The organism is Cytobacillus sp. FSL H8-0458, from assembly GCF_038002165.1.
Taxonomy (GTDB): domain Bacteria; phylum Bacillota; class Bacilli; order Bacillales; family Cytobacillaceae; genus Cytobacillus.
This window is the reverse complement of sequence record NZ_JBBOBR010000001.1, coordinates 4,174,599-4,187,500: the sequence shown is the minus strand read 5'-3', so window position 1 is coordinate 4,187,500 and position 12,902 is coordinate 4,174,599. Positions and strand designations below refer to the sequence as shown.

Sequence of the window (12,902 nt, the reverse complement as noted above, 5' to 3'; positions counted from 1 at the left end):
CAGACCCGGGGAACTGAAACATCTAAGTACCCGGAGGAAGAGAAAGCAAACGCGATTCCCTGAGTAGCGGCGAGCGAAACGGGATTAGCCCAAACCAGGAGGCTTGCCTCCTGGGGTTGTAGGACACTCTACACGGAGTTACAAAGGAACGAGGTAAATGAACAGGTCTGGAAAGGCCGGCCAGAGAAGGTAAAAGCCCTGTAGTTGAAACTTCGTTCCCTCCAGAGTGGATCCTGAGTACGGCGGGACACGAGAAATCCCGTCGGAAGCAGGGAGGACCATCTCCCAAGGCTAAATACTCCCTAGTGACCGATAGTGAACCAGTACCGTGAGGGAAAGGTGAAAAGCACCCCGGAAGGGGAGTGAAAGAGATCCTGAAACCGTGTGCCTACAAGTAGTTAGAGCCCGTTAATGGGTGATAGCGTGCCTTTTGTAGAATGAACCGGCGAGTTACGATTACATGCGAGGTTAAGTTGATAAGACGGAGCCGCAGCGAAAGCGAGTCTGAATAGGGCGAATGAGTATGTGGTCGTAGACCCGAAACCAGGTGATCTACCCATGTCCAGGGTGAAGTCCAGGTAACACTGGATGGAGGCCCGAACCCACGCACGTTGAAAAGTGCGGGGATGAGGTGTGGGTAGCGGAGAAATTCCAATCGAACCTGGAGATAGCTGGTTCTCTCCGAAATAGCTTTAGGGCTAGCCTCATGTAGTAAGAGTCTTGGAGGTAGAGCACTGTTTGGACTAGGGGCCCCCATCGGGTTACCGAATTCAGACAAACTCCGAATGCCAAAGACTTATCCATGGGAGTCAGACTGCGAGTGATAAGATCCGTAGTCAAGAGGGAAACAGCCCAGACCACCAGCTAAGGTCCCAAAGTATACGTTAAGTGGAAAAGGATGTGGAGTTGCTTAGACAACCAGGATGTTGGCTTAGAAGCAGCCACCATTTAAAGAGTGCGTAATAGCTCACTGGTCGAGTGACTCCGCGCCGAAAATGTACCGGGGCTAAACGTATCACCGAAGCTGTGGATTGACATCTTCCGATGTCAGTGGTAGGAGAGCGTTCTAAGGGCGTTGAAGCCAGACCGCAAGGACTGGTGGAGCGCTTAGAAGTGAGAATGCCGGTATGAGTAGCGAAAGATGGGTGAGAATCCCATCCACCGAATGCCTAAGGTTTCCTGAGGAAGGCTCGTCCGCTCAGGGTTAGTCGGGACCTAAGCCGAGGCTGAAAAGCGTAGGCGATGGACAACAGGTTGATATTCCTGTACCACCTCTTTACCGTTTGAGCAATGGGGGGACGCAGGAGGATAGGGTAAGCGCGCTGCTGGATTAGCGCGTCCAAGCAGTTAGGCCGGTAACGAGGCAAATCCCGTTACCACACAGGCTGAGCTGTGACGGCGAGGGAAATTTAGTACCGAAGTTCCTGATTCCACACTGCCAAGAAAAGCCTCTAGCGAGGGAAAAGGTGCCCGTACCGCAAACCGACACAGGTAGGCGAGGAGAGAATCCTAAGGTGAGCGAGAGAACTCTCGTTAAGGAACTCGGCAAAATGACCCCGTAACTTCGGGAGAAGGGGTGCTCATTAGGGTGAATAGCCCTGATGAGCCGCAGTGAATAGGCCCAGGCGACTGTTTAGCAAAAACACAGGTCTCTGCGAAGCCGCAAGGCGAAGTATAGGGGCTGACGCCTGCCCGGTGCTGGAAGGTTAAGAGGAGAGGTTAGCGCAAGCGAAGCTTTGAATCGAAGCCCCAGTAAACGGCGGCCGTAACTATAACGGTCCTAAGGTAGCGAAATTCCTTGTCGGGTAAGTTCCGACCCGCACGAAAGGCGTAACGATCTGGGCACTGTCTCAACGAGAGACTCGGTGAAATTATAGTACCTGTGAAGATGCAGGTTACCCGCGACAGGACGGAAAGACCCCGTGGAGCTTTACTGTAGCCTGATATTGAATTTTGGTACAGCTTGTACAGGATAGGTAGGAGCCTGAGAAGCCGGAGCGCCAGCTTCGGTGGAGGCGTCGGTGGGATACTACCCTGGCTGTATTGAAATTCTAACCCGCGCCCCTGATCGGGGCGGGAGACAGTGTCAGGTGGGCAGTTTGACTGGGGCGGTCGCCTCCTAAAAAGTAACGGAGGCGCCCAAAGGTTCCCTCAGAATGGTTGGAAATCATTCGCAGAGTGTAAAGGCACAAGGGAGCTTGACTGCGAGACCTACAAGTCGAGCAGGGACGAAAGTCGGGCTTAGTGATCCGGTGGTTCCGCATGGAAGGGCCATCGCTCAACGGATAAAAGCTACCCCGGGGATAACAGGCTTATCTCCCCCAAGAGTCCACATCGACGGGGAGGTTTGGCACCTCGATGTCGGCTCATCGCATCCTGGGGCTGTAGTCGGTCCCAAGGGTTGGGCTGTTCGCCCATTAAAGCGGTACGCGAGCTGGGTTCAGAACGTCGTGAGACAGTTCGGTCCCTATCCGTCGTGGGCGCAGGAAATTTGAGAGGAGCTGTCCTTAGTACGAGAGGACCGGGATGGACGCACCGCTGGTGTACCAGTTGTCTTGCCAAAGGCATCGCTGGGTAGCTATGTGCGGAAGGGATAAGTGCTGAAAGCATCTAAGCATGAAGCCCCCCTCGAGATGAGATTTCCCATAGCGTCAAGCTAGTAAGATCCCTGAAAGATGATCAGGTTGATAGGTCAGAGGTGGAAGCGTGGCGACATGTGGAGCTGACTGATACTAATCGATCGAGGACTTAACCAAGTCATATTGGTAATTACTCGGCAAATGCTTCTTCATACATTATCTAGTTTTGAGGGAACGAAGTTTCTTCAACCAAATAGTCCGGTGGCGATAGCGAGAAGGTCACACCCGTTCCCATACCGAACACGGAAGTTAAGCTTCTCAGCGCCGATGGTAGTTGGGGGCTGTCCCCCTGTGAGAGTAGGACGCTGCCGGGCAAATGAAAGAGCACCTGTTGGGTGCTCTTTTTTGTGTGGAATGATAGGTATCTGAATCATCACATCTTAGCTGAACTCTTCTTTTTATAGAAAAATGCAGATATGCATCACTTCGGCCAACATATGCGGCACTTTTTCAGGTTATTCTTCACTTCGGCCAACATATGCGCCACTTTTTCAGGTTATTCTTCACTTTGGCCCATATATGCATCACTTCTCCATTTCTGCGCCAGAATCAAATTATATGCGCATGCCTCATTTCGTCCTCTGTTTCAATAGTTGATTTCGTTCTCCGTAAAGAAGATTTGTGCCAAATGTAAGATAAACACCAAACATGCTAGATAAATCAAAAATCCTGTTAGATAAAACCCAAAACATGCTCGATAACATCCCATACCTATTAGATAAACCGCCAATGATGTTCCTTCCCTGGAAAAACAGCAGCCACCTGATTCAAACATCCCCGCACTCGGGCTCTTACTGACGCCAAAATCAAAACAACTAATACTGCACATACAAGAGTTAAGATGACAGCATAAATCCACCAATAACCTTACTGCTTCTTATCAGCCAAATACTGATAAATCAAATACGGCCCCTTTGCAGCCGTAATTTGAAGAAACGTTTGAATAAAAGGATAATCTTTATTCGGCATCATTTTGATCAGTTCGCTCCACCATTCTGTTTCGTAGCGGGCAATCATGCTTAAGTTATACAGCAGCAGATAATGAATAAGAAGTTCAGGGAAATCAATCAATTCATCTTTGGCCAGGGGGAAGAAGAATTTTCCAGCATCCGGACTATATCGTAAGGGCTTGAAATTATATGTATTCAAATTTTCCATCTTGAATTTCAATGCTGACTCCTCTGATTCCTGAAAGCTTATATTAAAGCCTGACTTTGACTGCAGATATTCCACAAAACGGGATTCGGTCATATGAAAGCGATCAAGGATAACCTTGGGCAATATGAATATTTCTTTATCCAGCTCTGCTTCGAGAAATGTGGTACGGCCCTCTGTCTGGCTGTACAAATCATTAAGCTCCGGAATCTGGCCAAATAACTCTCCCATCGTTGTTTTTTCGCCTTCCAAATGTTTCATGTGAAACAATTTTTCTCCCATATAAGGGAAAAGCCCGCTTTTTTGAAATTTCACTTCATCCTGAAAAAAATTATATTGCTGCTTTTTTCTTTTCCGGGCAGATACCCCGTGTGCCAAAACAGAAGTAGTCTCCGGATAATTAGGATCCACAGTCAGTATGCAAGCCTTCACAAGGTGAACAAGTCCATAAAAAAAGAGAATCGGCTTGATGACCAATGGTGCCTTCTCTGCCTGCTCATAGTATACTTGCCCGTGTTCTAGATAGTATATAAAAGGGTAACTGTTTTCATAGCTCTTTTGTTCAGCCTGATCCAGGTTTTGCTTTTGGTAGCATTTCTTTAAAAATTCCTGTGACGTGTTCGCAGAAAAAAAGTATAAAAAGGAGCTTTTACAATCAAATGGATGTATCACTGTGAGTCCTCCGAATCTTTTGAAAAATCCAACATATTAATCCGTCCTTGACAGTATTTTGTCCAATTGATAACCTACTAATAATATTTTCGAGTCCAGGAGGTCAAAAAAGATGTGGGAAACTAAGTTTGCTAAAGAAGGTTTAACTTTTGATGATGTTTTACTGGTTCCATCGAAATCAGAGGTGCTTCCTCGTGATGTCAGCCTCAAAGTTAATTTGACAGAAAAGATTGCACTCAACATTCCAGTGATCAGTGCCGGAATGGATACGGTAACTGAAGCAGAAATGGCGATCGCTATGGCGCGCCAGGGCGGTTTGGGAGTTATCCATAAAAATATGTCCATAGAACAGCAGGCTGATCAGGTGGATAAAGTAAAACGTTCAGAAAGCGGCGTTATTACGGACCCATTCTTTCTCACTCCAGAACAGCAGGTATTTGACGCAGAACATCTAATGGGCAAATACCGGATTTCCGGTGTGCCTATCGTCAACAATACTGAGGAACTGAAGCTTGTTGGCATTCTGACAAACCGTGACCTCCGATTCATTCAGGACTTTTCGATAAAAATTTCTGATGTGATGACAAAGGAAAACCTTGTAACGGCTCCGGTGGGAACCACATTGGATGAAGCAGAGAAGATTCTTCAGAGGCATAAAATTGAAAAATTGCCGCTGGTAGATGATGAAGGTGTTTTAAAAGGGTTAATCACCATTAAAGATATTGAAAAAGTCATTGAGTTTCCTAACTCGGCAAAGGATGAGCGCGGACGCCTGCTGGCTGGTGCAGCGGTTGGCGTAACCGGCGACACGATGAAGCGTGTTGAAATGCTTGTGAAATCACATGTGGATGTCATCGTAGTGGATACAGCACATGGACATTCAAAAGGCGTGCTTGATACCGTACGCGAAATCAGGAATACTTATCCGGATCTGGCCATTATTGCCGGAAACGTTGCAACCGGGGAAGCGACAAAGGATTTGATTGAAGCAGGTGCTGATATTGTAAAAGTGGGAATCGGACCTGGATCGATTTGTACAACACGCGTTGTTGCAGGTGTAGGGGTACCACAGATCACAGCGGTTTATGATTGTGCAACTGAAGCACGCAAGCATGGCAAGTCCATTATTGCTGATGGCGGAATCAAATATTCAGGGGATATTGTGAAAGCATTGGCAGCAGGAGGACATGCTGTTATGCTTGGCAGCCTTCTTGCCGGTGTTTCTGAAAGCCCGGGCGAAACGGAAATTTTCCAGGGACGCCGCTTCAAGGTATACAGAGGAATGGGTTCTGTTGCAGCCATGGAAAAAGGCTCAAAAGACCGATACTTCCAGGAAGATAATAAAAAGTTCGTTCCAGAGGGAATCGAAGGGCGCATTGCTTATAAAGGGCCTTTATCCGATACCATTTACCAGCTTGTCGGCGGTATCCGTTCCGGAATGGGCTATTGCGGAACAAAAGATCTTCACGAGCTTCGCGAAAATGCCCAATTCATTAAAATGACTGGTGCAGGCCTGAGAGAAAGCCATCCGCATGATGTGCAGATCACAAAAGAGGCGCCAAACTACTCGCTATAATCCATTAAAATAAGACTGTTTTCGCAAGACTTGCTTTTTGTATTTTATTTACTGAGTTGATTGGAGAGGAAGGTGAGAGATCCTCGAAAATGCATTCTCATTTTCTTCGTGCGGTGTTTACTCAAGGAAGCATATTCAAAGTCCTGCGGGAGTAGCTGACAGGTGAGACCCCGCAGAAGCGCAGCGTCGAGGAGGCTCACCGCACGCCCCGCGGTTCGCTAAGCAGCCTGGAGCGGAAATCAACGGACTACATTGTTGGCGAAAAACAGCAATTTATACGAATAGAGCCAAAAATAAAAGCAGAAGAGGGAAACCTCTTCTGCTTATTTTTATGCCCGAAAATGGATACTAGGAAAATATCAGTGCAAGCAAATGGGCCAATCATGCCACATTGGAGGCAGGAATAGGTAATTACTCTATCTATTCTTTGAATCAGAGTTATGATAAAATAACAAAAGTGTATTAAAACGTTGGAGGGCAGTAAAATTGAAGAAAACATTGTACCGTAAGTTTATCGCTGGATTCCTTGCCTTGGTCATGATATTAGGTCTTTTACCTGGTATACATAAAGCACATGCGGAAGATATTTTAAATATCAATGCCGATGCTGCTATTTTAGTAGATGCAGAGACCGGAAAGATTTTATATCAAAAAAATGCGGATAAAGTACTGGGTATTGCCAGTATGACGAAAATGATGACAGAATACCTGCTTCTTGAAGCCGTTGAAAAAGGCAAAGTGAAGTGGGATCAGGAATACGCAGTAAGTGAATATGTATGGAAAGTTTCACAGGACCGTGCCTTATCGAATGTCCCGTTAAGAAGAGACGGCAAATACAATATTCGTGAATTGTATGAAGCTATGGCTATCTACTCTGCGAATGGTGCAACGATTGCGATTGCAGAAACGATTGCCGGTTCAGAAACCAACTTTGTTAAAATGATGAACGAAAAAGCGGCAGAGCTTGGGCTGAAAGACTATAAATTTGTTAATTCCAGCGGTCTGAATAACCGCGATTTAAAGGGATCCCCTCCTGCAGGCGGCCCTGAAGAAGAAAATGTAATGTCAGCAAGAGATACAGCTATTCTGGCTAAAGAATTGATTAACCGGTTCCCGGAAGTGCTGGAAACGGCAAGTACCCCTAGAAAGACCTTCAGAGAGGGTACAGATGATGAAATTAAAATGGAAAACTGGAACTGGATGCTTCCTGAGCTGGTATATGGCTATGAAGGCGCAGATGGCCTTAAAACAGGTACAACTGACTTTGCCGGATACTGCTTCACAGGAACTGCTCTGAGAGATGGCAACCGCTACATCAGCGTTGTCATGAATGCTAAAGGAGCGAATGGCCAGGCTACTTATAAATCCAGATTCGATGAAACCAAGAAAATGTTCGATTTCGGTTTCACCAACTTCACGAAAGAAGAAATCGTTCCTGCCAAATATCAGGTGAAAGGCCAGAAAACAGTGCCTGTTACAAAAGGGAAAGAAGATAAAGTGAAGATTTCTTCTAAAGATGCCATCGAAATGGTGATGAGAAATGGGGAAAAGGAAAACTTTAAGCCCGTTCTTGTTCTGGATAAAAAGAAATTAAATGAAAATGGTGAATTGACTGCTCCTATTAAAAAGGGAGAAAAGGTCGGCTACTTAACGATCGAGTCCAAAGAGGACGGGAAGCTTGAATTCCTATCTGATAAGGGCAAAGGCAATATCCAGGTGGATGTTGTAGCCGCTGAAAGTGTTGAAAAAGCAAACTGGTTCGTGCTGACTATGCGCAGCATCGGCGGTTTCTTCGGTGACCTATGGGGAAGTGTTTCCTCAACTGTAAAAGGTTGGTTTTAAGAAAAAGGGCTTTCCTGTCTTGACAGGAGCCCTTTTTCATTGCATATTTTCAATAGGGAAAAATTCCGAGTAAAGTAATCTATTTTCCTTTTTTTGAAAAGTTATTTTTATCATAATATTTAACCCATCCAGAGCAGATGGTATTTACGAAGGGGGATAAACATGAAGACAGGTACAGATCGTGTTAAACGGGGAATGGCAGAAATGCAAAAAGGCGGCGTTATTATGGACGTCGTTAATGCTGAGCAGGCAAAAATCGCAGAAGAAGCTGGTGCAGTAGCAGTTATGGCACTTGAGCGTGTTCCTTCTGATATCCGTGCAGCCGGCGGTGTAGCACGTATGGCAGATCCGCGTATTATGGAAGAAGTAATGGGTGCAGTTTCAATCCCGGTAATGGCAAAAGCACGTATCGGCCATATTGTAGAAGCTCGTTTGCTTGAAGCGATGGGTGTCGATTACATAGATGAGAGTGAAGTTTTAACTCCTGCTGATGAAGAATACCATTTGAATAAAAGAGACTACACTGTTCCATTCGTTTGCGGATGCCGTGATTTAGGCGAAGCAGCACGCCGAATTGGCGAAGGTGCTTCCATGCTTCGCACAAAGGGTGAGCCTGGAACTGGAAACATCGTTGAAGCTGTGCGCCATATCCGAAAGGTGAATGCACAGGTGCGCAAGGTTGTCGGCATGAATGAAGATGAGTTAATGACAGAAGCTAAGCTTCTGGGAGCGCCATATGAGCTTCTTTTGGAAATCAAGAGCCTTGGACGCCTTCCAGTCGTAAACTTCGCAGCAGGCGGCGTTGCAACACCTGCAGATGCAGCTCTAATGATGGAGCTTGGTGCTGACGGTGTGTTCGTAGGATCAGGTATCTTCAAATCTGAAAACCCTGCGAAATTTGCACGTGCCATTGTGGAAGCAACTACACATTATCAGGACTATAAATTAATTGCTGAACTTTCAAAAGAACTTGGCACACCGATGAAGGGAATCGAAATTTCTTCATTGGCTCCTGAAGCTCGTATGCAGGAGCGCGGCTGGTAAGGAGAATTGAACATGATAAAGGTTGGAGTATTAGGGCTGCAGGGTGCGGTCAGAGAGCATGTTCTATCTGTAGAAGCATGCGGCGCCGAAGCTGTGGTCATCAAACGCAAAGAACAGCTTGATGAGGTGGACGGGCTGATCCTGCCTGGCGGCGAGAGCACGACCATGAGACGCCTCATTGATAAGTATGATTTTATGGACAGCCTTAAGGAGTTTGCCCAGTCAGGAAAGCCGATGTTCGGGACATGTGCCGGGCTGATTCTCCTTGCAAACCATATTATTGGCTATGATGAGCCTCATATTGGTGTGATGGATGTCCGGGTGGAAAGAAATTCATTCGGCCGCCAGCGCGAAAGCTTTGAGGCTGATCTTGATATCGCCGGAGTGGCAGAAGACTTTGCGGCAGTCTTTATTCGTGCGCCGCATATTGTCGAGGCGGGGGAGAATGTTGAAATCCTCGCCAAGCACAATGGCCGGATTGTGGCTGCGCGTGAAGGCAGATTCCTCGGATGCTCTTTCCATCCGGAACTGACGGATGACCATCGCCTGACAGGCTATTTCGTTGAAATGATTAAAGAGTCCAAGCAATTAGCAATTTGAATATTTTGGTTGCAAATGGACCATAATTGTAGTACATTATGAATTACAAAATTCTTATAGCTTAAAAGCAATGAGAGGAACTAGTAACAGGAACTTTGTTCTGTAGAGAGCCGGTGGCTGGTGCGAACCGGTGAATAAACCCTGTGAATCCATCCTCGAGCAAAGCATGGAACACCCGGTATGGTCCGGGAAAGTAAATGCTTTCGGTTAAAACCGTTATGGATTTAAGGTGGAAAGCTTATGCTTTCAACTAGGGTGGCAACGCGGGTAACTCTCGTCCCTTTTTTGGGGACGGGAGTTTTTTGTGTTCTAAATTATTTTTCAGGAGGGAATAAAAAAATGCTGGACATTAAATTTTTGAGAGCTAATTTTGAAGAAGTGAAAAACAAGCTTCAGCACCGCGGCGAGGATTTAACAGATCTGGGGAAATTCGAGGATCTGGATGTAAAGAGACGTGAATTGATTGTAGAAGCAGAACAGCTGAAGAGCAAAAGGAATGAAGTATCACAGCAGGTTGCAGCTTTGAAGCGCGAAAAGCAGGATGCAGACCATTTAATCGCAGAAATGAGAGAAGTCGGCGACAAAATTAAAGCATTGGATGAGGAGCTCCGTACGGTCGAGGAAGAATTGGACCAGTTGCTGCTGAGCATCCCAAACATTCCCCATGAAAGCGTGCCTGTCGGTGAAACAGAAGACGATAATGTGGAAATCCGCAAATGGGGAGATGTCCGTGAATTTGATTTCGAACCAAAGCCGCACTGGGATGTAGCAACAGATCTTGACCTGCTTGATTTCGAGCGTGCCAGCAAAGTAACAGGCAGCCGCTTTGTATTCTACAAGGGCCTTGGAGCCCGCCTTGAGCGTGCGCTTTTCAACTTCATGCTTGATTTGCACACAGACGAGCATGGCTATAAGGAAGTTCTTCCTCCGTACATGGTCAACCGTGCAAGCATGACAGGAACAGGACAGCTTCCGAAATTTGAAGAAGATGCTTTCCTGATTGAAAGCGAGGATTACTTCCTGATCCCAACTGCCGAGGTGCCTGTCACCAATATGCACAGAGAAGAAATTCTGAATGCAGATGAGCTTCCGATTAACTATGCAGCCTTCAGTGCATGCTTCCGTTCTGAAGCAGGGTCTGCCGGCCGTGATACTCGCGGGCTGATCCGCCAGCATCAATTCAATAAGGTAGAGCTTGTGAAGTTTGTGAAGCCTGAAGAGTCTTATGACGAGCTTGAAAAGCTGACTGGCCACGCAGAAAAAGTCCTTCAGCTGCTTGGCCTGCCATACCGTGTGATGAGCATGTGCACAGGCGATCTTGGATTCACAGCTGCGAAGAAATACGATATCGAGGTTTGGATCCCAAGCTATAACACGTACAGAGAAATCTCTTCTTGCAGTAACTTCGAAGGATTCCAGGCAAGACGTGCAAATATCCGCTTCCGCCGCGAGGCAAAAGGCAAGCCGGAGCATGTGCACACACTGAATGGATCCGGCCTTGCGATCGGCCGCACGGTGGCAGCCATTCTGGAAAATTATCAGCAGGCTGACGGAAGTGTTATTATTCCGGAAGTACTTCGTCCATATATGGGCAATCGGGAAGTTATTAAGCCTTAATGAGAAAATTCGGAGCGGATTTATTATCCGCTCTAATTTTTTTACAAAATAATGTTGACATCTTATTAAAGAGATGATATAGTATTTCTTGTCGATGCGGAGGAATACCCAAGTCCGGCTGAAGGGATCGGTCTTGAAAACCGACAGGCGGGTCAAACCGCGCAGGGGTTCGAATCCCCTTTCCTCCTCCATTTTATTGACATCTAACACGCGCATAAATATTGGAGATACATAAAACCGCTGATAGCATCAGCGGTTTTTTTGTGTGTTCAAAGAAAAAACCGCCGATAATGGCGGTTATTTTTTCAATAGTTGAGTTTGTCTTAAGAAGTAAGAAATGCGCTCCACAATCGGCTCAATGGATTGCTCATTCTGAATGATGTCATAATCATTGATATTCAGGCGCAGAACCGGGCATGCGTTAAAGCTGTTGATCCAATTTTCATAGCGCTGGTGCATTTCTTCCCAGTAGGAAATAGGTGTCTGCTGCTCCATCGGACGGCCGCGCTCCTGGATGCGTGAAAGAATGTCATCAAGCGAGCCTTCCAGGTAAATAAGCAAATCAGGGTGCGGGAAGTATGGTGTCATCACCATCGCATCAAATAAACTGGTGTAGGTTTCATAATCGACTTTGGACATCGTGCCTTTTTCATAATGCATTTTAGCAAAGATGCCTGTGTCTTCATAAATGGAGCGGTCCTGAACAAAGCCGCCGCCATATTCGAAAATGCGCTTCTGATCCTTGAAGCGTTCAGCCAGGAAGTATACCTGCAGGTGAAAGCTCCAGCGGTTGAAATCTGCGTAGAATTTATCGAGGTAAGGGTTTGTATCAACCTTTTCGAAAGAGGTTCGGAACCCCAGTGCGTCCGCAAGCGCATTGGTCATTGTTGATTTCCCGACTCCAACTGTTCCGGCAATGGTAATGACGGCGTTTGAAGGAATCTCATATTTCTGCCTTAGATTCATAAGTGTATGCTCCTCTTTTTTAATGATGTCGATAAGGTATCGAATATATGCATTAAGTCTGCTTCATTTTTAACAAAATCCAGCTGATCTCCATTAAAGCGGATGACCGGAATATCCGGGTGCTGCCTTTCGAACTCATTCATGGCTGTTTCATAATCGAGGGATAGCTGCTCGAGATATAACGGACTGATATTCTTTTCAATTTCACGGCCTCTCAGCTCGATTCGGTCGAGCAGTGTTTCGAGGCTGGCATTAAGATAGATGATGACATTCGGCTTTGGCATATCACCTGTCAGAATGTCGTAGATCTTCAAATACTTCTGATATTCAGTCTGATTCAGAGTGCGCTGGGCAAAGATTAGATTCTTGAAAATATGATAATCAGCCACAACAGGCTTATTTTGAGCTAAGTAATGATTATTGATATCAACCAGCTGTTTATAGCGGTTGCAGAGGAAAAACATTTCAGTTTGAAAGCTCCATTCTTCAATGTTTTCATAGAATTTGCCCAAAAAAGGATTTTCATCAACAATCTCTTTTAATAAGGCATACTGAAATTTCTCAGAAATTGCTTTAGCGAGAGATGTTTTCCCAACGCCAATCGGTCCCTCTACTGTAATAAAAGGTATTCCCCCCATAGTGATCGTCCTCCTGCATTGCTTATTTATCTATAGAAACCATTTATAGGTACGTTCCAAAAATGACACAAAGCTTATTTTATCACAGTATGGAGTGGAAGGGATATGGAATTTCAGCTGGAAATAAGAAAATAAGAGTATATAATTAGAAAA

8 protein-coding genes, 1 tRNA gene, 2 rRNA genes and 1 other annotated feature (1 of these 12 only partly in view) are annotated in these 12,902 nt (G+C 45.9%); of the genes, 8 read left to right on the top strand and 3 right to left on the bottom strand.

What is annotated here, in order from left to right:
• Positions 1-2,756: ribosomal RNA gene (locus NYE23_RS21135) — 23S ribosomal RNA — on the top strand; it begins 180 nt to the left of the window's first position.
• A gap of 80 nt (positions 2,757-2,836) precedes the next feature.
• Positions 2,837-2,953 (top strand): 5S ribosomal RNA (gene rrf / locus NYE23_RS21130).
• A gap of 553 nt (positions 2,954-3,506) precedes the next feature.
• On the opposite strand, the gene NYE23_RS21125 is transcribed toward rrf, so the two are convergent.
• A complete protein-coding gene (locus NYE23_RS21125) occupies positions 3,507-4,466 on the bottom strand; it encodes a YaaC family protein (protein WP_341080493.1) in 960 nt (319 codons plus the stop codon).
• Positions 4,467-4,578: 112 nt separating this feature from the next.
• Here NYE23_RS21125 and guaB point away from each other — a divergent pair, with 112 nt between their 5' ends.
• The 6 genes from guaB to NYE23_RS21095 all read left to right on the top strand — a co-directional run bounded on the left by guaB (position 4,579) and on the right by NYE23_RS21095 (position 11,336).
• Entirely contained in the window at positions 4,579-6,042 is a 1,464-nt protein-coding gene (gene guaB, locus NYE23_RS21120; protein WP_341080491.1) for an IMP dehydrogenase, read from the top strand.
• A gap of 537 nt (positions 6,043-6,579) precedes the next feature.
• Entirely contained in the window at positions 6,580-7,884 is a 1,305-nt protein-coding gene (locus tag NYE23_RS21115) for a D-alanyl-D-alanine carboxypeptidase family protein (protein ID WP_227889149.1), read from the top strand.
• Between the two features lie 162 nt (positions 7,885-8,046).
• Positions 8,047-8,928, top strand: coding sequence for a pyridoxal 5'-phosphate synthase lyase subunit PdxS (pdxS, locus tag NYE23_RS21110; RefSeq protein WP_009336764.1), 882 nt, complete (start codon positions 8,047-8,049; stop codon positions 8,926-8,928).
• Between the two features lie 12 nt (positions 8,929-8,940).
• Positions 8,941-9,528, top strand: coding sequence for a pyridoxal 5'-phosphate synthase glutaminase subunit PdxT (gene pdxT, locus NYE23_RS21105; protein WP_035333471.1), 588 nt, complete (start codon positions 8,941-8,943; stop codon positions 9,526-9,528).
• A 61-nt stretch (positions 9,529-9,589) separates the two neighbouring features.
• Positions 9,590-9,813, top strand: a binding site (T-box leader).
• A gap of 54 nt (positions 9,814-9,867) precedes the next feature.
• Positions 9,868-11,145: a serine--tRNA ligase gene (gene serS, locus NYE23_RS21100; protein ID WP_341080488.1), complete on the top strand. Its 1,278-nt coding sequence runs from the start codon at positions 9,868-9,870 to the stop codon at positions 11,143-11,145.
• Positions 11,146-11,243: 98 nt separating this feature from the next.
• Positions 11,244-11,336, top strand: a tRNA-Ser gene (locus NYE23_RS21095).
• A gap of 106 nt (positions 11,337-11,442) precedes the next feature.
• Here the strand turns inward: NYE23_RS21095 and NYE23_RS21090 are convergent.
• Both NYE23_RS21090 and NYE23_RS21085 read right to left on the bottom strand, forming a co-directional pair.
• Entirely contained in the window at positions 11,443-12,111 is a 669-nt protein-coding gene (locus NYE23_RS21090; RefSeq protein WP_035333477.1) for a deoxynucleoside kinase, read from the bottom strand.
• The gene (locus NYE23_RS21085; RefSeq protein WP_163145280.1) at positions 12,108-12,749 is read right to left on the bottom strand and encodes a deoxynucleoside kinase; all 642 of its coding nucleotides are present in this window, start codon (positions 12,747-12,749) and stop codon (positions 12,108-12,110) included. The genes NYE23_RS21090 and NYE23_RS21085 overlap by 4 nt, the downstream gene beginning before the upstream one ends.
• Between the last annotated feature and the right edge of the window lie 153 nt (positions 12,750-12,902).